This is a genomic window from Aeromonas sp. s9 (assembly GCF_040907765.1).
Classification (GTDB): Bacteria; Pseudomonadota; Gammaproteobacteria; order Enterobacterales; family Aeromonadaceae; genus Aeromonas; species Aeromonas caviae.
This window is the reverse complement of sequence record NZ_JBFOCK010000033.1, coordinates 1-21721: the sequence shown is the minus strand read 5'-3', so window position 1 is coordinate 21721 and position 21721 is coordinate 1. Positions and strand designations below refer to the sequence as shown.

The 21721-nt window shown below is 51.5% G+C and carries 21 protein-coding genes and 1 tRNA gene; 8 read left to right on the top strand and 14 right to left on the bottom strand.

Annotated elements, in window-relative coordinates:
- Positions 1 to 116 precede the first annotated feature (116 nt).
- Positions 117 to 1154 carry an IS630-like element ISAeme16 family transposase gene (locus AB5Y54_RS06490; RefSeq protein WP_041206064.1) on the top strand — a complete coding sequence of 346 codons (1038 nt, stop codon included), beginning with the start codon at positions 117 to 119 and terminating at the stop codon, positions 1152 to 1154.
- A gap of 18 nt (positions 1155 to 1172) precedes the next feature.
- Here AB5Y54_RS06490 and AB5Y54_RS06485 read toward each other — a convergent pair whose 3' ends face one another.
- The gene (locus AB5Y54_RS06485; RefSeq protein ID WP_010674978.1) at positions 1173 to 1421 is read right to left on the bottom strand and encodes a hypothetical protein; all 249 of its coding nucleotides are present in this window, start codon (positions 1419 to 1421) and stop codon (positions 1173 to 1175) included.
- Between the two features lie 501 nt (positions 1422 to 1922).
- On the opposite strand from AB5Y54_RS06485, the gene AB5Y54_RS06480 reads away from it, so the two are divergent.
- The 4 genes from AB5Y54_RS06480 to katG all read left to right on the top strand — a co-directional run bounded on the left by AB5Y54_RS06480 (position 1923) and on the right by katG (position 6617).
- Complete coding sequence (locus AB5Y54_RS06480) at positions 1923 to 2177, top strand: helix-turn-helix domain-containing protein (protein WP_005329233.1); 255 nt, start codon at positions 1923 to 1925, stop codon at positions 2175 to 2177.
- Positions 2177 to 3487, top strand: a complete 1311-nt coding sequence (locus AB5Y54_RS06475) for a type II toxin-antitoxin system HipA family toxin (protein ID WP_059169586.1) — start codon at positions 2177 to 2179, stop codon at positions 3485 to 3487. The genes AB5Y54_RS06480 and AB5Y54_RS06475 overlap by 1 nt, the downstream gene beginning before the upstream one ends.
- A gap of 359 nt (positions 3488 to 3846) precedes the next feature.
- A tRNA-His gene (locus AB5Y54_RS06470) sits at positions 3847 to 3922 on the top strand.
- A 520-nt stretch (positions 3923 to 4442) separates the two neighbouring features.
- Positions 4443 to 6617 carry a catalase/peroxidase HPI gene (gene katG / locus AB5Y54_RS06465; protein WP_368153391.1) on the top strand — a complete coding sequence of 725 codons (2175 nt, stop codon included), beginning with the start codon at positions 4443 to 4445 and terminating at the stop codon, positions 6615 to 6617.
- 100 nt (positions 6618 to 6717) lie between these two features.
- Here the strand turns inward: katG and AB5Y54_RS06460 are convergent, their stop codons facing one another.
- Together AB5Y54_RS06460 and AB5Y54_RS06455 are read right to left on the bottom strand one after the other, a co-directional pair.
- Complete coding sequence (locus AB5Y54_RS06460) at positions 6718 to 7482, bottom strand: DeoR/GlpR family DNA-binding transcription regulator (protein WP_182958492.1); 765 nt, start codon at positions 7480 to 7482, stop codon at positions 6718 to 6720.
- 42 nt (positions 7483 to 7524) lie between these two features.
- Positions 7525 to 8334, bottom strand: a complete 810-nt coding sequence (locus AB5Y54_RS06455) for an HAD family hydrolase (RefSeq protein ID WP_182958489.1) — start codon at positions 8332 to 8334, stop codon at positions 7525 to 7527.
- 180 nt (positions 8335 to 8514) lie between these two features.
- Here AB5Y54_RS06455 and AB5Y54_RS06450 point away from each other — a divergent pair, with 180 nt between their 5' ends.
- Together AB5Y54_RS06450 and AB5Y54_RS06445 are read left to right on the top strand one after the other, a co-directional pair.
- The gene (locus tag AB5Y54_RS06450; RefSeq protein ID WP_182958486.1) at positions 8515 to 8841 is read left to right on the top strand and encodes a hypothetical protein; all 327 of its coding nucleotides are present in this window, start codon (positions 8515 to 8517) and stop codon (positions 8839 to 8841) included.
- Positions 8838 to 9353: a phosphoribosyltransferase gene (locus tag AB5Y54_RS06445; RefSeq protein WP_182958482.1), complete on the top strand. Its 516-nt coding sequence runs from the start codon at positions 8838 to 8840 to the stop codon at positions 9351 to 9353. Before AB5Y54_RS06450 ends, AB5Y54_RS06445 begins: the two co-directional genes overlap by 4 nt.
- Before the next feature lie 884 nt (positions 9354 to 10237).
- On the opposite strand, the gene AB5Y54_RS06440 is transcribed toward AB5Y54_RS06445, so the two are convergent.
- The 6 genes from AB5Y54_RS06440 to AB5Y54_RS06415 form a co-directional block, all read right to left on the bottom strand.
- The gene (locus AB5Y54_RS06440) at positions 10238 to 11386 is read right to left on the bottom strand and encodes a YaaC family protein (protein WP_368153390.1); all 1149 of its coding nucleotides are present in this window, start codon (positions 11384 to 11386) and stop codon (positions 10238 to 10240) included.
- Positions 11387 to 11491: 105 nt separating this feature from the next.
- Positions 11492 to 12769, bottom strand: a complete 1278-nt coding sequence (locus AB5Y54_RS06435) for a hypothetical protein (RefSeq protein ID WP_368153389.1) — start codon at positions 12767 to 12769, stop codon at positions 11492 to 11494.
- A 22-nt stretch (positions 12770 to 12791) separates the two neighbouring features.
- Entirely contained in the window at positions 12792 to 13139 is a 348-nt protein-coding gene (locus AB5Y54_RS06430) for a hypothetical protein (RefSeq protein ID WP_368153388.1), read from the bottom strand.
- Positions 13132 to 13347: a YMGG-like glycine zipper-containing protein gene (locus AB5Y54_RS06425; RefSeq protein WP_368153387.1), complete on the bottom strand. Its 216-nt coding sequence runs from the start codon at positions 13345 to 13347 to the stop codon at positions 13132 to 13134. Before AB5Y54_RS06425 ends, AB5Y54_RS06430 begins: the two co-directional genes overlap by 8 nt.
- 139 nt (positions 13348 to 13486) lie before the next feature.
- On the bottom strand, positions 13487 to 13909 hold the full coding sequence (locus AB5Y54_RS06420; protein ID WP_368153386.1) for a GNAT family N-acetyltransferase: 423 nt from the start codon (positions 13907 to 13909) through the stop codon (positions 13487 to 13489).
- Positions 13910 to 14005: 96 nt separating this feature from the next.
- Positions 14006 to 14530: a hypothetical protein gene (locus AB5Y54_RS06415; RefSeq protein ID WP_368153385.1), complete on the bottom strand. Its 525-nt coding sequence runs from the start codon at positions 14528 to 14530 to the stop codon at positions 14006 to 14008.
- Positions 14531 to 14740: 210 nt separating this feature from the next.
- On the opposite strand from AB5Y54_RS06415, the gene AB5Y54_RS06410 reads away from it, so the two are divergent.
- Entirely contained in the window at positions 14741 to 14974 is a 234-nt protein-coding gene (locus AB5Y54_RS06410) for a site-specific integrase (protein ID WP_368153384.1), read from the top strand.
- 905 nt (positions 14975 to 15879) lie between these two features.
- On the opposite strand, the gene AB5Y54_RS06405 is transcribed toward AB5Y54_RS06410, so the two are convergent.
- From AB5Y54_RS06405 to AB5Y54_RS06385, 5 genes are all read right to left on the bottom strand, one after another.
- On the bottom strand, positions 15880 to 17232 hold the full coding sequence (locus tag AB5Y54_RS06405; protein WP_113721244.1) for a VapE domain-containing protein: 1353 nt from the start codon (positions 17230 to 17232) through the stop codon (positions 15880 to 15882).
- A gap of 541 nt (positions 17233 to 17773) precedes the next feature.
- Entirely contained in the window at positions 17774 to 18748 is a 975-nt protein-coding gene (locus AB5Y54_RS06400) for a site-specific integrase (protein WP_201972710.1), read from the bottom strand.
- An 83-nt stretch (positions 18749 to 18831) separates the two neighbouring features.
- A complete protein-coding gene (locus tag AB5Y54_RS06395; protein ID WP_368153383.1) occupies positions 18832 to 19800 on the bottom strand; it encodes a tyrosine-type recombinase/integrase in 969 nt (322 codons plus the stop codon).
- Positions 19801 to 19808: 8 nt separating this feature from the next.
- Positions 19809 to 20096 (bottom strand): hypothetical protein, encoded by a 288-nt coding sequence (locus AB5Y54_RS06390; RefSeq protein ID WP_368153382.1) that lies wholly within the window; start codon positions 20094 to 20096, stop codon positions 19809 to 19811.
- 260 nt (positions 20097 to 20356) lie between these two features.
- Complete coding sequence (locus tag AB5Y54_RS06385) at positions 20357 to 21637, bottom strand: site-specific integrase (RefSeq protein ID WP_234924083.1); 1281 nt, start codon at positions 21635 to 21637, stop codon at positions 20357 to 20359.
- Between the last annotated feature and the right edge of the window lie 84 nt (positions 21638 to 21721).

The window sequence follows — 21721 nt, the reverse complement described above, 5'->3', positions numbered from 1 at the left end:
CTAAATAACCGTTCCGAAATGTAGATCACTTATCCGGGAAAGAAGGGAACTCGGCGTCGTTTGTGCGATCTGATTAATCGCCAAACCAATCAAACGACAAACGAGCCGAGCCCGAAATGATACTAACACTCCCCGACCATGATGAGCGACGCCGGATCATCAACAAGATGCACCGGACCAAAGATAAAGATCTCTGCCGGAGGCTCAACGCCATCTTGCTCCTTGCTGACGGGCACAGTGTCTCGGCTGTTTCTCGGCTCACAGCCGCCGCCCGGTCATCGATCAATCGCTGGGTGAACTGGTACACCTTGTACGGTCTGGAGGGGCTTGAAAGCGAGCCTCGGGGGCGCAAGCCGGTGCTGCCATTTGCTCACATCTCGGGTCTATTACAGCTGTTGATCCAGTTGTCTCCACAGGAGCTCGGATATCAGCGCTCGCGTTGGAGTACCGAACTGATGGCGCTTGAACTCAAACGGAGTTGGCGCCTGACATTGCATGCTTCAACAATACGGCGATGGCTGCCCAGGCTAGGGATTGTCTGGCGCCGGGCCGCGCCCACTTTGCACATCCGCGATCCCCATAAAGAGCGGAAAATGGCCGCTATCAATGAGGCCTTGGGACGCTGCAGTGCGGACCATCCCGTGTTCTATGAAGATGAGGTGGATATCCACCTAAATCCCAAGCTGGGGGCGGACTGGATGATGCGAGGGAAGCAGAAGAAAGTGGCAACTCCGGGCCAGAATCGCAAACATTACCTCGCTGGCGCCCTGCATGCCGGAACAGGTAACGTGACCTATGTGGCGAGCGATAGCAAAGACACGGACTTGTTCTTGTCACTGCTCCAAACACTAAAGCGGACTTATCGGCGCGCCAAGAGCATCACGCTGATCCTGGATAACTACATCATCCACAAGAGCAAAAAAGCACAGCGATGGCTGGCAAAAAATCCGAAGTTCATCGTGCTTTTTCAGCCGGTGTATTCGCCATGGGTGAACCAGATTGAGCGGCTGTGGCATGCCCTCCATGAAACGATCACCCGGAACCACCAATGCCGCACATTGGGTGAGTTATTACGTCGCGTGTTCTACTTCCTGGATCATGCCGCCCCGTTCCCCGGTAATGGACATGGGCTTATGCAACTGGAGCGAAATTAGGATCAGCTATTTAGTGGTTCATGTCGATGATGACGCAGGGATGGCCGCCACCCGCCGGTTAAACTCGGCAAACTCTTCAGCATTATCTTCCCAACGCTCAATGCTGGCCGCCAGCAGGTCTAACAGCTGGACGTTGTTATCGTAGTCATCCACCAGCTCATCTATCAGTGCCAGCGCACTTTCGTAGTCATGCTGGTTGTCGATATGGGTGAAGTAGGGCAGCTCGGCCAAGGCCTCTCGGAGCTGTACCAGAATGGGTTTCAACATGTCAGAGTTACCTTGTTGGTTGCGCCCCCCCGTTTTCGATAACACTGGGGACCTGTCCAGTTTAGATCTTCAATGGAGGTGGCTGCTTGGTATGACACCATCACTGCATTTGCAAATTTTCCCGAGAAACCTCGGCTAGATTGGCAAAATTTCGTGCTCATCAATTCAAGAAGGTATTTAAAGAAGCGAACGCGGGTGCGAACTTGTGAGCTCCCGTGAAGCGATCGCAACAATCATGGACTCACTGACAGAGACGATCAACCGACGCACCATCGCTGCCTTGGCTTTTGTTGCGCCAACCCCAGTGCACTCCTGCTGAAACTCGTTACACCTTGTTTTAATGGCCCCTTGAATCGAAAGTGCGACACCCATACCTGAGGATCAAGGTTAAATACCGCCTTTAGCGTGTGAAAAACATTTACCGCCTAAAGCAGGTAAATATTGATATACCTGCCACAGCGTGTAAATTAAAAGAAATTACGCTACCAGGTAAGTCAAATCATGAAAGTAACCAGCGCCAAGCAACTTAGTGCCTGTCTCAAGGATGCCAGGCTTTCGCAAAAGCTCTCCCAAGGCAAAGTGGCCGGCAAGGTGGGGATCAGGCAGGACACGGTGTCCAGCTTCGAGCTCAATCCCGAGTCAACCAAGCTGGAGACCTTGTTCAAGATCCTCGCCGCACTGGAACTCTCCCTCGATATCAGGCCCCGCACCGATCCTGCGGAAAACGCCACGCCTGGCTGGAAGGAGGAGTGGTAATGGCCAGCCTGACGGTCTACATGAACGGATACCGGGTAGGTACCTTTACCAAGGCGACCAATGGTGCTCACCAATTTCAGTACGATGAATCGTGGGTGAAGTTGCCAGGCAGCCGCCCCATCTCGCTCTCCATGCCATTACGCCAGCAGCGCTACCAGGGCGATGAGGCCTATAACTTCTTCGATAATCTGCTGCCAGATAACCCGGAAGTAAGAAACCGGGTGGTGGCGCGCTATCAAGCCGATTCCACCCAACCCTTTGATCTGCTCAGTTGCATTGGCCAGGACAGCGTGGGGGCATTGCAACTGGTGGCTCAGGGCAGACCTGTGCCAGACGTTAAGCGCATTGAGTGCAAGCCGCTCTCTGACGCCGAACTGGAGCAGATCCTGACCAGCTACCAGCAAGGGATCCCGCTTGGTATGGTGAGGGAAGAGGACGATTTTCGGATATCCATCGCCGGGGCTCAGGAAAAGACCGCGTTACTCTACCTCGACAACCGTTGGTGCTTACCGCATGCAGCGACCCCAACCACCCACATTATCAAGCTGCCCATTGGCAAGATCGAAAGCCACTCCTACTCGATAGACCTCTCCCAGAGCGTAGAAAACGAATATCTCTGCACCCTGATCGCCAAAGCATTGGGTCTTCCGGTTCCCCATTGCTTCATCATGCAGGTCGGCAAGGTCAAGGCTCTGGCGGTGGAACGCTTCGATCGGCGCTACGCCACGGATCGCAGTTGGATCATGCGCCTGCCCCAAGAGGACTTCTGCCAGGTGTTGAATGTACCGTCAGCACGCAAGTACGAGAGCCATGGTGGACCGGGCATTGCTGACATCATGACGACCCTGCTGGGATCGGCCACGCCGGAGCAGGATCGGTACCTGTTTATGAAGTCTCAGGTGTTGTTCTGGCTGCTGGCTGCCACTGATGGCCATGCCAAGAATTTCTCGGTGTTTATCGAACCTGAAGGGCGTTTCCGGCTTACACCGTTTTACGACATCCTTTCCATGTATCCTGCATTTGGTGGTAAAGGATTACATCCCCGTGATGCCAAGTTGGCCATGGGGCTTACTGCAACCAAGGGCAAAAAATACGCGATAGAGCAGATATTTCCTCGCCATTTTTATCAAACGGCCAAGACGATTGGTTTTGAACAAGTGCAGATGGAAAAAATCATCAGCGAGCTGACGGATAATCTGGATGAGGTAATATCAATCGTTCGTCAGCAATTGCCTGATACATTTCCCACTGAGATTGCAGATTCAATTTTGGGTGGACTCAGTTCGAGAGCTCAACGCTTAAAACGATAATTAACCAATGTGACAAATGCCTCTTGCATCGCCCCAGGTGAGCCTCTATCGAGGCTCATTTTTTTGCGTACGAGCGAGTGAATGATCCATTTTAGATCAAAAAAACAACTAAAAATGCAGAAACCTGAAGTGCCAATTTTGGCAACATCAAATTTCCTCAGCTAACCTAGAACGACATAATGGCAATAAAGCATTGATTTTAAAGCTCTATATTAATTTGGTGCTTGACGTATCCTGATGACATTTTAACTATATTAACAGGTACGGCCTTCTAAGCCGTGGGTCGCAGGTTCGAATCCTGCAGGGCGCGCCATCGATACAGATGAGTTTGATTACTGTATCGAAGGCAGATTTCAGTGGTGGCTGTAGCTCAGTTGGTAGAGTCCCGGATTGTGATTCCGGTTGTCGTGGGTTCGAGCCCCATCAGCCACCCCATTCTCCCCTCCAGGCTGGGATCAGCCTGATGAGACAGCAGCACGCTGTCTGTTTGGACCGGCCACTGGCCGGTCTTTTTGTTTCTGCGCCGCCCGCTTTTTGGCGCAATGCCCCCACCCCATCCTCTGGCGCTCGGTGCCCTGCTCAGAATGCAATCCGGACCGCCGTCACAAAAATGGGGTTTTCTGCCCCGCTCAAGACACGCCCTCCCCATGCCATGACCCAGCGCAAGTCCAGGTCTGATCCCTCGTGTTATGGATAAAAAGATTGATAACACGGCTGCCAGGGCGCTCCTTCCTTCTCTTATCCCTTGTACAGGAGCAGCCAAATTCGATGGCACCGATTCATCTTTTCGTAATACGGTCATCCCATCCTTAATCAATTAGCTGAAATATAAGGAGTTATTGATAACCCCCCGATGCCGGTCCAAGGCCCAGCCTGTCACATGCCCCGCCGGTTGCAGGAAAAGTTCCCATACTGAGTTGTCTGCATTGCACATGACTGCCAAGGAGAGACAGAGATGAGTGAAGAAAGCAAATGCCCCTTCAACCACACCGCCGGCGTCGGCAGAACCAATCGAGATTGGTGGCCGAACCAGTTGCGGCTGGATCTGCTGCATCAGCATTCCCCCGGCGCCGATCCCATGGACAAGGACTTTGACTACGCCAAGGCCTTCGCCAGCCTGGATTACAAGGCACTCAAGAGAGATCTGGTCAAGCTGATGACGGATTCCCAGGAGTGGTGGCCGGCGGACTTCGGTCACTACGGCCCCCAGTTCATCCGCATGACCTGGCATGCTGCGGGCACCTATCGCACCACCGACGGTCGCGGTGGCGGCGGCCGTGGCCAACAGCGCTTCGCCCCCCTCAACAGCTGGCCTGACAACGTCAACATCGACAAGTCCCGCCGCCTGCTCTGGCCCATCAAGCAGAAATACGGCAACAAGATCTCCTGGGCCGATCTGCTGATCCTCGCCGGCAACGTCGCCCTGGAGACCATGGGTTTTCGCACCTTCGGCTTTGGCGGTGGGCGGCCCGACGTGTGGGAGCCGGATCAGGACGTCAACTGGGGGGATGAAATTGCCTGGCTCGGGGTCGATCCCGATCGGGTCAAGGGCGATCGCGAGCTTACGGCCCCCTTCGGTGCCACCCACATGGGCCTCATCTACGTCAACCCGGAAGGGCCCAACGCCAGCGGTGACTACATGGAGGCTGCCAAGGACATCCGTTCCACCTTCGGTCGCATGGCCATGAACGATGAAGAGACGGTCGCCCTTATCGCGGGCGGCCACACCTTCGGCAAGGCCCACGGCGCCGCGCCCGAATCCCACAAGGGGCCAGAGCCGGAAGCCGCGCCTCTGGAGGCCCAGGGCCTCGGCTGGATGAGCGACTTCGGCAGCGGCCATGGCAAGGACACCGTCTCGAGCGGGCTCGAAGTGACCTGGACCAAGACACCGGCCCTGTGGAGCAACAACTTCTTTGAAAATCTGTTCAACTACGAGTGGGAGCTGACCAAGTCGCCTGCCGGCGCCAAGCAGTGGGTGGCCAAGGATGCACCGGAGATCATTCCCGATGCGCACATCCCGGGCAAGTTCCACAAGCCGACCATGCTCACTACCGACCTGACCCTGCGCTTTGACCCCGAGTTTGGCAAGATCTCCCGCCACTTCTATGAGGATCCGCAGGCCTTCGCCGATGCCTTCGCCCGCGCCTGGTTCAAGCTGACCCACCGTGACATGGGCCCCATCGCCCGCTACCTGGGGCCGGAGGTACCCAAAGAGGAGCTGCTCTGGCAAGACCCCATCCCCGCCGTCAATCATCCCCTGATCGATGACAAGGACGTGGCCCTGCTCAAGGAGCAGATCCTGGCGGCCTCCCTGTCCGTGGCCGAGCTGGTGTCGACCGCCTGGGCCTCCGCGTCCACCTTCCGTGGCTCCGACAAGCGTGGCGGCGCCAACGGTGCCCGCATCCGCCTGGCCCCGCAGAAGGAGTGGGCCGTGAACCAGCCTGCCCAGCTTGCGAAAGTGCTTCAGGCCCTCGACGGGATACAGCAGACCTTCAACGCTTCCGCCACCGGCGGCAAGCGGGTCTCCCTCGCCGATCTCATCGTGCTAGCGGGCGGCGTGGGGGTCGAGCAGGCCGCGAAGAGAGCCGGTGTCGCCGTGACCGTGCCCTTCACTCCGGGCCGGATGGATGCCTCCCAGGCCCAGACCGATGTTGACTCCTTCGCGGTGCTCGAGCCCCTCGCAGATGGATTTCGCAACTACGCGGGCGAGTGCGCGGGCTTCGCGGAGACCATGCTGATCGACAAGGCGCAGCTACTCACCCTGAGTGCCCCCGAGATGACGGTACTGGTGGGCGGCATGCGGGTGCTCGGCACCAACGCGGGCAACTGCCACGGGGTCTTTACCGCCGCCCCGGGTACCCTCTCCAACGACTTCTTCGTCAACCTGCTCGACATGGGCACGGAGTGGAAGCCGGCGGCTGGCAGCCAGGGAGTCTATGAAGGCCGTGATCGCCAGAGCGGCAAGGTGAAGTGGACCGGAACCCGGGTCGATCTGGTGTTCGGTTCCAACTCCCAGCTGCGCGCCCTGGCAGAGGTCTACGCCAGTGCGGATGCCAAGGAGAAGTTCGTGAAGGACTTTGTGGCGGCCTGGACCAAGGTGATGAACCTGGATCGCTTCGACCTCGCCTGAGGACGCTGGCAGGCGCCCCGTTCCCAACGCCCCGGGAACGGGGCGTTTTTTATGGGCCGCTTCCAACCCCCGGCCTCTCCCCACTCTTCTCGCGGCGGCATCAGCCGGCGGTGATGACGGTGCAGCCCTCCCCTTCGAGCGTCTTGACCAGGACCGGATCCTGCCGGGTGCAGATCAGGTAGTCGAGATCCGCAGCGTGCAGGAAGGGGTAGGAGGCCAGGGACTCCAGCTTGTCGTCATTGCACAGCACCGCCAGCGAGCCGCAACGCTCCGCGACCCGGCGCTTGAACTCGCTGTCCTGGTAATGCACGGCGCTGAAGCCGAGATCCGAGGACCAGGCGCAGACCCCCAGGAAGCCGAGGTCGAAGCGGAACTTTTTGATACCCTCGGCCGCCGTGATGTCGACGGCCCCGCCGACCAGCGGATCCTGCTCGCCGCCGAGGAGGATGGTCCTGATGCCGGGTCTCTCCAGCAGCCGGCAGGCGATGGCCGGGCTGTTGGTCACCACCGTCAGGCCCTGGTGTTCCGGCATGAGGGAGGCCAGTAGCAGGTGGGTACTGCTGGCATCCAGGAAGATCAGCTGGTTCGGTTTGACCAGGCTCAGGGCGGCCACGGCCAGGGCCTGCTTCTGTGCCACATGCTGGGTACTGCGCTCGGTCAGGGTTCCCGTCTGGGGCGACAGGGCGATGGCGCCACCGTGAATGCGCTTGCAGCGCCCCTCATCGGCCAGATAGCGCAGATCCCGCCTGATGGTCGCCTCCGTGGTGCCCAGCGGCTCCGCCAGCTCCGCCGCCATCACCTTGTGGTGCGCGGCCAGCAGATCCAGAATGAGGAGCCGTCGCTCCTCCGGTGAATACTTGTCCATGGTGTTCCCTTGTAATGGCCGGGCGATCATCGCCCGGCCGTCTCACGCCCCCTGCCGCTGCAGTGCGAGCAGTTGCAAGATGGTGTGCATGACGGCGTCTTCATCGTTCGAGCGGGTGATGAAATGGGCGGCGTCCTTGGTCTCGTCGTGGCCATTGCGCATGGCGAAGCTGAAGTCGGCGCACTCCATCAGCTCGATGTCGTTGAGCCCGTCGCCAAAGACCAGGGTCTCATGACGACCGGCGCCGACCAGCTGTTGCAACCTGGCCACCGTCGTCCCCTTGTGCACGCCGGCATTGGCGATGTCTATCCACTGCTTGTCGGACGCCACTATGTAGGCCTCGTCATCAAACTCGTCAAGCTGGCCCCGCAGATCCAGGCAGCGGCCCTGCTCGTCATAGACGGTGATCTTCACAAAGTCCGCGGTGATGTCGCCAAAATCGGCGACCGTCTGCACCTGGGTGTAGGAGCGGCGCACCAGGGCTTTCAGATGATCCGGCACCTCCTCCCGGATCGCCGCACAGGCCGCCGTGCAGGCAATGACGATGTGCTCGCCCGGCAGACGCTCCAACCGACGGATGATGGCCAGGCCCAGGGCGTTGTCCAGCAGCGACTGATAGACGTAGCGCCCCTGGTGCTTGATGCGGGTGGCGCTGTCTCCCAGGATCCAGAAATTCGCGCTCTGCGCCCCCAGCAGCTCCTCGACCCGGTCGACCTGTTTTCCCGTACAGGGCGCGAAATGTATCCCCTGCTGCGCCATGGCGGCAACCACCTCGGCAAACAGGGCTCGGTTGTAATCCCCCCTGCTATTGAGGAAGGTGCCGTCCATGTCCGTGATGATGAGTTTGATCATGCTGTTACCTCGGATGTATGCATTCTGACCGAGGTCATCATATCGCCACAATGAACACATGCAAACAAAAAACAAGATCATTTATGTTCATATTTGATCGAAATGATCATGGCATGACCTCCTTGCTCGAAGGATCCCAGGCACGGCCCCCCTCCTTCGATTGTCATTCAAGGAGACCCCATGTTGTCCACACTCTCCAGCCGGCGGCCCCGGCGTGAGCAGCTCGCCACCCGAGCCACCTTCTTCTGCTCGGGCTTTGCCACGGCGGCCTGGGCCTCCATCATCCCCTTCGTCAAACTGAACGCCCAGATAAGCGACGCCACCCTGGGCTATGTCGGCGTGCTCTCCAGCCCCTCCCTGGTCCGCTTTGTCGCCGACGCCTTCGGTCTGCCGGCGGCCCTCCACGGCGTCGTTTTGCTGATGGTGCTGGCCCTGCTCCTCAGCAGAGGCGTGGGGCTGGCACCCCGGGCCCCCCCTCTTTCTACAACCTGTCAGGAGCTGCCATGAGAAACCCTGTTTTCGGCGACGTGGTATTAAATACCGAGGACATTGCGCTCGGCGTCGAGGTCATCGCCAAACGGCTCAACGAGCGATTCACGGAGGCGGTGGTGATCACCGTGGTGCCGGGCGGCATGCTGTTTACCGCCGATGTCGTCAGGGCGCTGCGCTTTGATATCGCCATGGACTACATCTCCTGCCCCCACACTCCGGGGGAGCGCCACAATGCCTCTCCCATCGTCTTTCACGACAATGTCGGCATCCAGGGCAGAGACGTCATCCTGATGGACGACGCCATCGAATCGGGGGGTACCATGAGGCAGCTGGTCGCGCACCTGCAGGCGTTCGCGCCACGTTCCCTGTCCATCGCGACCCTGTTTGTCAAACCAGGGCGCGTGGCTATCCCCGCCGAGCAGTTTTATGCCTATGAAATGACGAGCGATGACCTGCTGGTGGGCTACGGCCTGCCCTGGGAGCACAAGTACCGGAATATCCCCTATGTCTCCAGGTTGAAGAGATAACGGGACGGGACAAGGTTAGGGAGCGATAAACCGATCAGGATAAACCTGACAGCAAGGGAGGCATTGACCAGACTACGTCCCGGTGTCGCCCGGTGTACGGCCTATGCCACTCCAGCAGGGCTAGTCCACCCGCCTGTCGATACCGGGTGGAGACCAGATTGCCGGTTACCGGAAAAACAAAAGGCCCCGTCTTGCGACGGGGCCTTTTGTTTTATTTGGCGGTGAGGGAGGGATTCGAACCCTCACTTTTGTATATCACAGCACAAATATAACCTTTGTATTCAATGACTTACGAAGTTATCGTCGACCATAAAAACTGTCAAATTGACTCAAGATATTGTCATGAGTTTTCTACATCTTTTATAAAGAGAAATTCTAAAATGTCAAGAACATGAACATGCTTTCTGACTATCGGAATCATGTTGTCGTTTCTTCTGAATGACAAATCGATTCACGTCCGTGAACTCCTGCTTTTCGGTAACGCCCGCCTAAGGGGCTGACAACGCATGCCACTAAGCTCAAACACAACAACCGTAACCACCGCGGCCCATTGGGACTGGAAACACCACGCGTTGATAGTCCCTCTTGAGGCGTTTGTTATACATATATTTTGCAAACACTAAGGAAAGTGCGAACAAGTATCCCACGAACAAAAAATGAAAATTTTAGTCATTTAATATCAATGGGTTACCAGTAAATGCTCTCGTGCCATATGACTTATTCGCACCTTCCCTAGAAAGCAGACATAACCCGATCCTTTAAAATTCCTAACCCTACCAAGTTGCAAAAAACTCTCTCCCTTAGAACATAACACAGCCATAACCGGCAACCGAAGGAGCGCAGCTTTCAGCAGTCCGAGTTGATGGGTTTGTTAGGCGACACTTTCATAGTATTGAAGGCTTTGCGATTTCCCGCCTCGCAAACTCGGAGGCGAGCAAATATAGAAATTGTTGCGGTTGCCCTGTTATGAAATCCTGCACTCTAGGCCCGTAGGCACTATCTGTAATGGTGGGCAAATGATGCGGACGATAGCGCGTGATTGAACCTAGGTAATAAGACAGCGCGTAAACGGACAGCAGCTGGGGAAGTGTATGCGCAACCTCATTGGCTGGGCGTAGGTAAGCGTAATGTCTTCGGTACGGTGGTATCGTTGCAACGGTCACCCAGAGAAATGGTCGCAGCGAGTCGAAAAGTTGCTGTAAGGAGTTCGCATACTTAGTATTCGGACAAACAACAGGGGCGACCTGCTGAAAGCAGATAAGTGCGCGCCCGTCGCTGTCCTTGTCGGAGCATGCCACTTGTGCAAAGGAAGGTTGAAGTTGCGAGTCAGCGAGGAATTTCTGGACCGTGACTCCAATTCGCGAAAGATCATCCGCGACGAAGTACAGGTTCAACCATATTTCGCGCTTAGTCTTATTGAGAACGGTTTGTATGTCATGCACGGCGACAAAGCGTTCCTTCTTATTTGCAGCAGATGACCATAAACGATGACCAGGGAGGATTTGGGGGAGCAAAACGGGGATATCATAATCCTGTGTTGCGGCTAGGCCAGCGCCTGAAAGTGCCCGCATGAACTCAGAGAAGTCCTGTAGTTGCCCATGCCCGTTTGGACTTGTAAATGCCCGCAGAAATGCATCGGTTAGTTCTTTTCCAGGCGGTCTAAGCATCTCAGACAAACCGTGCTGAGCTTTGTCAAATGTAGCCTGTGTTCCTCTTGTCAGGCAGAACGCCTTCACGAGATTCATAAAACAGTAATACAGGGCCAGCGGACGAGCCGAGACCCGCTGAGCGTCAATCGCAGTCTCGTAGAAGTCGCGAGCCTGATAAGTGCATGCGAGCGCTTCAGGTCGTGCCGCTGCGGGACAACTGGTCTTAATTGTTTGGTCAATAATCGCCCACGGATCAAGGGAAAAGAGGAGCGTCTGGAGGCTTGCATTTCCCTTTGGGCCTGTTTTTGTTGGCCAGAAGCTGAAAGGGATAAGCTTGTTGTTGACTCGGAGCCGTTCGCCTGTTCTTGGCTGTGGAAGTGGCATAAATCGTTCCTATTCTTTGCTGAGCAAAGCAAGCGTGATGGAAGTGGCCGCGCCTAACTCCTGCGTCACAGGACGAGCGTCAGCGAGTCCCTGTGCACGCAATTGTTAGGCATTACATAAAAATACAGCATCAAGTTCACACTCCTTTCTTTTCATTTCATCCTTAAATTCTTCAGTAGGAGGCATACGTCTTTCTAATCTTGATTTCACCTTATCTTCTGAAAATGCTATTTTTATAATTTCATTGCATTCAACATTATCTATAACTTCACTTGCATCACGTACAGGTATCGTTACCATTTTTTTCTGAGAGTCATGAAACAATGCCGTTTTTATTGGATATATTTCATTTAACCCTGCCAACCGTTTATCAAACGTAACAAAAAATGGAATGAAAAACTTTCCTCTAGAGGCATCTGATGCCCATGTTTCCATCAGACGAAAAAAGAACATGTCCCAGCTAATGTTTCTTAAGGCCTCTGAAGAACTTCCTGCAAGCCTTATTGATTTTCTCAGGTTCGCAAGAATTGGCACCGCCCCATTGTTCTTAAAGTACAAATACGCAAAGATAGCTTCTCTTAAAGCTACTCCCGCCATCTCTTCATCTAATATTTTAATTGTCTTTGTAAACTTTTCTTTGAGATTACCATTATCACAGTGCTCAATGTGAACAATAGATAGCAATATATAATAAAAGCGCTGCCGTCTCAGTAATTGCTCCTCAAGAGCCTTAGATTCCAGAGAGCCAAAATAAAAATTTTTTAGCCTCTCATCTGCAATGTTCAGTGCTTCAGACTGGCCAATTCTAATGTCTATATCATCAATATATTCAACTTTATCTTTTTTTGGTACGGCAGTTGAAAACCGTAGGAAATTTGAAAATGTTCGTCTTATATCGTCCCATCGGTCTTCGACATGTGCAGCGTTCTCAAATAAGTATGGTAAAGCGTCCGTATTTAAATTGTGACCGCGAATATGTTGAAGAGATGATAGAAATGCTCCACGATTATTACCTAAAGGCTTACCTTGAAAAAAAAGATCTATAGTTCCTACGTAGTTTGAGTCTAAAAGCAGCGAATAATCTACAGGGACCTCAATTTTCGAAGAATCTAAGTGAGCACTAAGAATTTCATTACTAAAAACAAATATATTGGAGCTATCGTAGTATTCCTGAAGAAAAACCCTTGATTTATCCTCAAAGGTTTTCTTTTTTAAATGAAGAGGTAATAGCTTCGATTCGTAACCTTCAACATTTGTTAGAAGTCTAACACCATGCAATGAAGCTCTATGATATTCCCATTGTGAAAACATTCGGAATATATCTTTCTCTGAAATTATTTCTTTGATCAACTTAAATGTCGACTGATCAATAAATCTAGTCATTTCTATCCCTTTACCTAACGCCCTAATCAGCCGACGCGTCAGCGATCGGCTGAATTTGATTGTTAGCTGTTCCTGCCTCATCTGAGGTTGTCTTAATAGCATCACGATGAAAACCTTGGGCGGATACTGCAAACACCGCGAGCCCACTGACAAAGATGTATATATCTATTCCGGAAATCATCTGCTTGGCTTCTGGCCAAAATATTCCAGCAACCAGAAATAAACCACACACAATGCCACTAGCTTGAAATACAGCATTTATCATTACGGCATGATTGAATTCATTCTTGGTTTTCCAACAACGCCAGCTATAAACCGCAATAAAAATTAGACCTAAAATTGCCGAAGGAATTAGCATCACTTTATCCACGACGCTGCCCCCCTTTAGGTGTGTTATTAGATGGAGGTTTTGACCCTCGCTTACTGTCATTCACAGATTCACCCAGAACAGCTCCGGCAATTCCCCCAATAATAGCGCCGACTGGACCTCCTATTGATGCACCAAGAATGGCTCCACCAACTGCCGCTCCGGTTGTTCGAGTATTTTCCTCTTCAGACCTTTTGTTTTTGTCATTCATAAGTATTCCTATGATATACAGCTAACGCCCTGTTAAGGTGTGAGCAACGCAATACCGAAGTCGCCGCATACCACCTTAATCACTTAAAACAACGCATAGTGAAAATGCCACGCTTTGCAAATCCCTCTTGAATAGTTTGTTAGCCATTTAACTTGATGAAATACTTGTTACTGCTCAACGATTCGAAACAGTATTTCATTGATAGCTTTTCCCAAAATGAAAAACCGTCGATTATTTCAACAAACACTTTAGTAATGCCATCCTGTGTCAACTTTTTCTCGACGTGCGAGAATAGTGCCATTCCAACATTTTTCTGCCGGCAAGACTTACAAACATAAATTTTGTATATCTCAGGACTTTCATCACATCCAACCAGCGTTAGTACACCGACTGGTATATCGCCATTTAAAGCAACGTAATATTTCAGAGGTGACATCACAGACCAGATATCTGTAATGTTAGTTTCTTGATCTAAATTCAACTCACACTGAATTTGCTTGAGGAGTACATTTTTTGAATCTATTTCGACTACAGAAGTGCCTTCTATTTCAATTATATTCACTTAAACTTCCTTCTTAATGGCTAACGCTTGCAGCATGCGCGCCTACGGAATGGAGCCGAAGGCGAAATGTAGTAGGCGTCGCCGTGCCTGCACTTGTTAGAACTGTTGAATAACACTTTTTGCCCAATCTCTGACTGTGCTTTCGTACTGCTCTTTCGTTGGGCAGCCCATAGACTGACGAGATGTGTGTTTGACATAGGCGACGTTTCCCGAAAAGTTCAAAAATTCAACGCAAATGCGCACAGCAAGGTGTGCCAGTTCACCGCATGCTACGACATGGGAGAGCCCATCAATTTCAGAGAACAACCGCTGAATGTTCTGTTTCGACGTAACTTCAATACAATTTGGCACCGACCTTTTTGTACTTTTCTTATATTCGACTTGTGGCCATGCATTTGTGATCAGGTAATCGTACCGATTTCGAGAAGTAAAAAGGTCGCCTCGCATTTGTACGAGGTGACACAATCCGTCGTCCAGCACCCTTCCCGTCTGGCCAGCACAAGGCCGTCCCTCACTCTCCTCAAAGCGGCCGGGGCAGATAAATACGAAGCCAACTTGGCCGGAATCTTTGGGCCGTTGGATATGGCAGTGAGTACCTTGCTCAGTCATACGCTCGATCATAGTTCTAACAATGATTAGATGGAAAGCGGTACTAATCCGTTAACAGAGCCTTCCGTATAACTCCGCTCTGTCCTGATAGTAACTACAAAAAAATATAATTAAAACAATACATTACCAATCTGTCTCTGATACTTGAGCGTATTCGCTTGACCTTACCTTTTTTGCTCTATCACATACAGCTGTATATAAAAACAGTATAGGGGTTTAGTCATGGAGGGCGACAGCAAACCCCGCTTGCGTGAACAGGTCAGGGCAGTGATGCATTTACATCACTACAGCATCAGCATCCGTACTGAAAAGTCCTACTGGTTCTGGCTCCGCAATTTCATACGTTTTCATAAACTGCGACACCTGCTGGAGCTCGGTACCGCCGAGGTCAATGCCTTTCTCACACGGCTTGCCGCCGAACGAAAATGTGTTGCCAATTGGAAACCAATAAATTAGTACAGCCACCATGTTGAGTAACGGGTAGCCACTCGCTTATCTATCTCATCAGGCAAGGCTACCGCCCCTGAGTTACAGCCCTCAGCTCGCTGCTGTTAACCAACATGGTGCCACGAATCGCTCCCATGACGCTTCCCTGAGAGATGGATTTTCGTTTGGCTATCTTAAGGGAGTAGATCGAGACATGGAAAGAGGATATTGATAAAAACATGAGCAGGCTCAATCAATTAGTGAGCGACTGCCGTGTTAAACTGGCAGTTTAGTTAGCAGAGGATACGGATATTTCCCTCACCCAGCCCCTTTGCTACATGGAGAGGGAAATAGAGAAGGTTCTCCGATCCAAAGATCGGATAGTTGCAAACACTCTGGGGTGGTCAAAATTGGGCGCTAAAAACCCCGGAAACCTGGTTATTTTTGTGCGCTGATCAACAGTGATGGGTTGATATGGCTAATCTGCCGTTGAGCACTCAACGGCAATAAGAAAATCTGAGTCTCCCTGCGCTTTACAGCCTCATGCCCTAATTCACCTGTCGAGTGGTGGTGATCGGTAATCTTTATTGGATGTCATGGGTTACTTTGGTTAGATGCGGTTAAGCGAGTGAATCCCCTCTTAATTAGCCTCAGAGCCTTGCTATGGCTACGTTTGACATAATGATGGTTAAGCTGAGTAAGTGAAGTTGCTATGAAGCGTGGTGAGTGCTGGATGGGCTCTTATCAAGGTTTACTCAGTGTTTATATATAAATCACCTTAATCAATTAACCAAAAACCACTGTAGGTCAGTAATGGCGAGGGTTTGAGGCTGGTTAAGAAGCTAGAAAAACCACTTAACATGTACTTAACCAATTAATCATCTACCCAATAGATGAGCAGAAAAAAGCCCCGCCTTATCGACAGGGCTTAAGAGTCATTTGTCGGCTTTGCCCTTCTCTTTGGGGCTATCGACGGGCAGCAGGTACTCGGTCCTATTAGAACGCGCCCTGCGGCTCTGGAGCTTGCCCTCGCTCGCGAGCAACCGGAGTGCCTTACCCCAACTACTCGCCATGCTCAGCCTCTCACCGTGGCGGGCGCACAGCCCGCTCGCCGTGAGCCATTCAGATGAGGCCAGTGGACGCGATAGATGGTGGTGGTAAATAACCTCATAATATGGACCCTTGTCTGTGTGAGCATCGTTTTCCGATGCAGCTAGTGCAGCTGTTGCATCATCCAGAAACCACGTTGCTCCTGACTCATAGCGCTCCCTTACCTCCAGCCAAAACTGGCGCAGTTGCTCAGGGTCTGTCTGGGACAAACGGCCTGCACTCCAGCTCCAGCCCAGGACCGTATTGAGGCGCTCAACATCAGCTGCCGCAGCCAACTCGATAACCGCAAATCTCGCGTTACCGGTTGTATCCTTGAGAAAATCCGTCCCGTTGACCGTGGCAATAAATGAAGTCTGGCGCTTTTTGGTGGTCATGCTGCGGGCATAGGGTAGGCGATAGCTGTCGTTCTCTCGGGTCAAAAAAGCCTTGAGGCTACCCGCCTCATGTCGGGTCGTACTCTCAAGCTCAGCCAGCTCCACAACCCATGCAGACACTGCGCGACGAACATCATCAGGCTTGTCTGGATTGATGGCACAATCGAGGGTCGAACCTTGGACCACAGCAGCCAGACGGCTCACCCAGGCGCTTTTTCGATAGGACTGTGCCCCCACCAACACAGGCACCAATTTCGAGTACCAGCGCGGTTGATAGAGTGCAGCGACACACCCAACCAGCCATGCATGTAACACCGCACTCGCATAGGCAGGATTTGCCGCATTGAGGGTAGCAATCACCGCATCGATGCGCGGTTTCCCATCCCACGGTGCCCCACGTTCGAGCCACTGACGCACAGGGTGATAACTGTGGCGCTCACAAATTGCGATCAGGTGCTCCTCAATCACGGCATCCGGCACACCTGCCAACTGGCAGGCATCAACCAGCGCGGATCGCTGACCCGCCTCAGAGCCTCCCAGACGCTCACCATCCGCATCAGCCAGTTCTGCCTCACCCGTCATCAGGTTGTAGCGTGGATCCCAACCGTTGAATGTGATAAGAGCAGACAAATTCGAGCTGGTTTTGATGGGGCGGCCAGTAGGGCTCATATCCGGCAGAGTCAGCAGTTTACCCTGCATCACCGACCTGACAGCCTGCTGCACCTGTTGTGTGGCAGCACCGTCCTTCTGACCGTCATATGACGGAATATCATGCCCCGCTGTTTTGTTTTTATTATTTTTCATTTTTATTATCCTCGGTGTTATCACCTGATTGTTGTTATATATAACCTCTGCCATTTTCTACTTTTTAATTGAGTAGGGTAGTTAAAACATAAATGGCTCCACTAAATTAAATTCAAACCGTTTTTATGAATGGTATTGCGCCATCAATATGGATGACCGTCACCGAGATATTGGCGTCAAGGTAGTTCCTCCTCGTCCCTCGTCAGACTCCACCTTGACCCCTATACCCGCCTCCTTCGTCATCCCATATTGACCGCTTCATACCATCCATAAAAAAGGGTTCTCCACCCCACTCCGGTCGCTGCGCAACCTACGGGGGTTCCGGTCTCGTAACCTCGACACACCCCCATACTTACGTGCGTAAGTATGGTTTTCAATAGCGTGCTTACGGTTATATTTCTTTGCGTACTTACGATTGTTTTCATGGCGCACTTACGTGCGCATTCGTAAGTGTCACATGTTATATTTACGCCAATGAAGATCATAGTTAGGTGTTTGTATTTTCTAGCATGTTTATTTTATCGAGTGATAGTGGTTCTGATTATCGCGAAAGACCATCATCTTTTGGTTTATTTCTTTTTATATAGGCAGCCATCCCGGTTGATTTATCTTTCGCATTTGAACCCTCATTTGGCTCGACTACCAAAATTGGTGTGCTAGGCTGGATGTAATTTTTATTATCTGTAGGCCGCACGCTATGAGTCACTCTAATATGGCTCAGGTCAGCATCAGCAGGACAGCTCGGCAAGCGCCCTCCTTTTGCTGATTTTCGATTTCCGTAACGATCAATCGAGGCTGTCGCTTGGTGCCCCATCAAATAGGCAATTTGTAAACGCCCCATACCTGATGCCTTGAGCTCAGAACCCATTTGATGGCGCCAGCTATAAAATGTAGGGAGATGTTTGCGCTTCGGCCATAAATTCTTCCCCGCAGCGCGTAGTTTGTCTTGCAGACACCCAACATTTACTTTTTGTGCTAATGTAACAAGCATATACAACGTCAGTGCTGTTATTCCATCCAGCTGTAACACTCTGTCAGCTCCGCGTGTACCATGATGGCTCTTTTTTGCTCCGATAACAGTTAGCCGATTACTATCGACTGTTACGCCAGCCAGCTCTGTGGGTCTGATACCGGTGAGTTTGAACAGTTTAATCGCAGCCACCATGCACTTATCATTCCGTGCATTAAAATAGTCAATAAGCGCAGTTTCATCTTCTGCTGCGATCGACTTAACTCGAGTCTGCTTCTGTTTAACGGAAAGCGTGCTGCCTTTGGCTGTGACTGGGTTATGCAATGCTAGAATGCGTGTAGCTGCATCGTCATATCCTAAGGTGCGTTGATGATGTGCAAGAGCCCCGCGTAGGCGACGCCAGTAGGCGGGCCGATATTCAGGAGCACAAGCCAACAATTCATCTGAGATATTTTTAGCAGTAAGTTTGATACATTTTCTTTCCAAACGAATATAAAAATGCTTTGCAATCTTTTCATATTCAATTTTTGTTTTATCAGTCGCCATCATCTTTCCTTAGGCTCTTAACGGCCCTTATTTAACGTGTTATCGAATCAATAATATATCGATGTGAATCACAGTAGTTATCGCTAATCTGATTGAGAATGCGGTTCACCAACATGTATGTTTTTCATTGATTGAGCAACCAGCCCTAATAAATATTGCTGAATTTGTGGGTCGGCAATTAATTTAGTCATGTCCAGTTCTGAGTTGTTGGCCGGAACCAGAGCCTGCGTCTCATTAAGGCGGAAACAACGAGCAAGAGCGTTTTCGGCTAATGTTTTGAAATCCGCAGCATCCTCAACTAACCATTTTCCATAATGACGCCTGATCATTGCGGTACTTGTATGCCCCATCTGTTTGGCAATCCATTCGATATTAACACCTGCGGACAACAGTTGACTGGCATAGGTATGTCTAAATTGCGATGGCCCTCGGTAGGCAACCCCCGCTGTGGCACAAAACGGCTCAAAAAAATCCTCTCTGAATTCATCGACGCTGGTGTATTGACGTCGCTTATCCGGATAATATGCTAATAAAGTCCGGCGCAATTTGATCCGTGTACGATTGTCAGCACACATGACCGAAATCGCTTTCTCTTTGCGATGCCTAGCATGCTCCAGAAGAGTGCGTAGTGCCTGCACTGCGGGGACAGTCAACTCGACTGTTCGGCAGGAGCTTTTGGTTTTCGGCGTTTTATAGCAACCATCTACCAGGGCCAGATCAACACGCAGTGTGCGTTTATCCAGGTCGATAGCCTCACGGCTAATTGCCAACAATTCGCTGATCCGCAGTCCAGTGGAAATACCAACCTGGATTATTGCTGCACCAATAGGGTTGATATGTTGATGTGCAATAAATAACTGGATCTCTGATTGCAGGAATGGCTGAGGCTCTACCACCTCAAATCGACAATTTTTGACATGACACATCGGATTGATTTTTATAATGCCATCTCGATAGGCCCTGTTAAATACCTGTCGCATAATGTCAATATACTGATTGACCGTGTTCCCTTTGAGGCGTTTTAGGGAAGGTGCGAATAAGTCATATGGCACGAGAGCATTTACTGGTAACCCATTGATATTAAATGACTAAAATTTTCATTTTTTGTTCGTGGGATACTTGTTCGCACTTTCCTTAGCAGTTTGGCAATATACATTTCGATGTCGGTTGCATTAATATCAACCAGCTTCTTTTTTCCCCATTTACGGATAAGCTGCATGGCTTTTCTACACAAAACATCATAGGTTGCGTCTGATACCTGTTGGTATTTTATGTTCAGGTGTTCCTCTACTGCGGTTTTGAACGTTTTTTCACGAGGTTCTGATTTTAGATTGTTGTTATTTTTCATGTGCACCCTGTTTTTATTATTATAATTTTGCGCAGGATTACATTCAGCAAAAACCAAGTCAAATAAAAAGTGAAACCTAACAAAAACTAATTTAATGTCAATTTTAAATATATTTGAAATAAATAAATTGTCAAATTAACGACCAGTAACAGCAGAAGCAAGCCATACTTTTTTAATGATGAAAATCAACATGTTACCTTGCCAGGTGAGCACGTGAGTGGGTATACCTCACCCACTCAAATGCCTATTTCGCCTGATATTCAAAAATCGACTAAATCGCTGGGGATTAACTCGATTTTTTCTCGCAGCAACGCAATACCTAGTCGCTTGCCGTAGCGGCCAAACGTCAGGCCGTTTTTACTGTGTCCCGCAAGTTCGGCCACAAAATGCTCAGCGACATCCGCCTGCTGTAACTCATCGATGAAGGTATGCCGCAGCCCGTAAAGCGTGGGACGGCCCTGACCTACGATGCCAGCCTCATTGAGGTGGCGTTGGAAGCGACAGGTGATGTTATGCGCCCAGTCGTCGTCTTTGCCTGATGGTTGGTCATCGAACAAAAATACCTGCCCCTGACCGCGACGACTCTCCACATAGTCCAGGAATTGATGTCCGATCAACGCACTATGTAGCGGCACGGTACGGTACGCATTGGCACTCTTGAGCTGCTGATCCACCTCTCCCGCATCAACCATCAGACACCAAATCCCCTCGACCTGTTTGACGTTCAGAGTTTTGAGCTGACAGGCCTCAGAGGGACGCAGCCCTGCGTACAGGCACAAGAGCGGTACCCACCAGTCCTGGATTTTCAATTTTTTACCTTTCTGTGATTGTTTGCTGCGCAGGCTGGCAAACAGCTGAGCCAGTTGAGGGCGATGCCAGCGCACTCGCTCCTCATCCGCCCGTTTGTGCGGCTTCTTGCCTGCCGTCAACCCATCAAAAGGGTTACGGCTGCAATAGTCCAGCGCCACGCAACAACGGAAGAACTGTTTCAGGGCGGCGAGGTAATCTCCTTTGGTTTTGAAACTGAGGTTGGTCTTGCGCAGCAAGCTGTTGCGGTACTCCTGCGCCAGAGCGGGCGTCACCTCATCGACTTTAACCCCTTTGGCCCAGGTGACGAAGGCGTTGATCCGAAGTTGGAGCTGGCCCACCGACCTATGCTGGATCCCCTCACTGGTTTTAGTCTCGATGAATCTCGCCAATGCGTGGGTGAGCGTGATCCCACTGCTGGGGCAAGCTGGGGCATCAACAGAAGGTTCACAAGGTGTGGAAGGTGTTTGAGGAGGGATGAACCCCGCAGCCTTGAAAGCGTCAAGATCGGCGCGGATCCAGCGATAGAAACTGCGAGGGGAAGTATCAGCAGGGGTAGCCGCGATCAGTGCGCGAGTGCGAGCTGCCACAGCCAGATTTCTATCTACGGCGACTCGGCGATCTTTGGTGCAAAGGGAAGTACGGATAGCGAAGGGCAAGCCACGGTCACGTAGTGACTTAGGCAGCGGGAGACGAGTGTAGTAGGTGCCGGAGGCATTTTTGCTCAGATACATGATTGTTCCACCCAGTTGATCCAGGAAAAAAATCACGTAAGTCTAGAAATGAAAAAACCCGTTGAAATTCAACGGGTTATATTT

Coding starts and splice junctions, on each gene's coding strand:
- AB5Y54_RS06475 (WP_059169586.1), top strand. CDS start 2,177: ATGGCCAGCCTGACGGTCTACATGAACGGATACCGGGTAGGTACCTTT.
- AB5Y54_RS06485 (WP_010674978.1), bottom strand. CDS start 1,421: ATGTTGAAACCCATTCTGGTACAGCTCCGAGAGGCCTTGGCCGAGCTG.
- AB5Y54_RS06385 (WP_234924083.1), bottom strand. CDS start 21,637: ATGTATCTGAGCAAAAATGCCTCCGGCACCTACTACACTCGTCTCCCG.
- AB5Y54_RS06440 (WP_368153390.1), bottom strand. CDS start 11,386: ATGCCACTTCCACAGCCAAGAACAGGCGAACGGCTCCGAGTCAACAAC.
- AB5Y54_RS06410 (WP_368153384.1), top strand. CDS start 14,741: ATGGAGGGCGACAGCAAACCCCGCTTGCGTGAACAGGTCAGGGCAGTG.
- AB5Y54_RS06450 (WP_182958486.1), top strand. CDS start 8,515: ATGTTGTCCACACTCTCCAGCCGGCGGCCCCGGCGTGAGCAGCTCGCC.
- AB5Y54_RS06480 (WP_005329233.1), top strand. CDS start 1,923: ATGAAAGTAACCAGCGCCAAGCAACTTAGTGCCTGTCTCAAGGATGCC.
- AB5Y54_RS06425 (WP_368153387.1), bottom strand. CDS start 13,347: ATGAATGACAAAAACAAAAGGTCTGAAGAGGAAAATACTCGAACAACC.
- AB5Y54_RS06415 (WP_368153385.1), bottom strand. CDS start 14,530: ATGATCGAGCGTATGACTGAGCAAGGTACTCACTGCCATATCCAACGG.
- AB5Y54_RS06390 (WP_368153382.1), bottom strand. CDS start 20,096: ATGAAAAATAACAACAATCTAAAATCAGAACCTCGTGAAAAAACGTTC.
- AB5Y54_RS06435 (WP_368153389.1), bottom strand. CDS start 12,769: ATGACTAGATTTATTGATCAGTCGACATTTAAGTTGATCAAAGAAATA.
- katG (WP_368153391.1), top strand. CDS start 4,443: ATGAGTGAAGAAAGCAAATGCCCCTTCAACCACACCGCCGGCGTCGGC.
- AB5Y54_RS06490 (WP_041206064.1), top strand. CDS start 117: ATGATACTAACACTCCCCGACCATGATGAGCGACGCCGGATCATCAAC.
- AB5Y54_RS06455 (WP_182958489.1), bottom strand. CDS start 8,334: ATGATCAAACTCATCATCACGGACATGGACGGCACCTTCCTCAATAGC.
- AB5Y54_RS06445 (WP_182958482.1), top strand. CDS start 8,838: ATGAGAAACCCTGTTTTCGGCGACGTGGTATTAAATACCGAGGACATT.
- AB5Y54_RS06405 (WP_113721244.1), bottom strand. CDS start 17,232: ATGAAAAATAATAAAAACAAAACAGCGGGGCATGATATTCCGTCATAT.
- AB5Y54_RS06460 (WP_182958492.1), bottom strand. CDS start 7,482: ATGGACAAGTATTCACCGGAGGAGCGACGGCTCCTCATTCTGGATCTG.
- AB5Y54_RS06400 (WP_201972710.1), bottom strand. CDS start 18,748: ATGGCGACTGATAAAACAAAAATTGAATATGAAAAGATTGCAAAGCAT.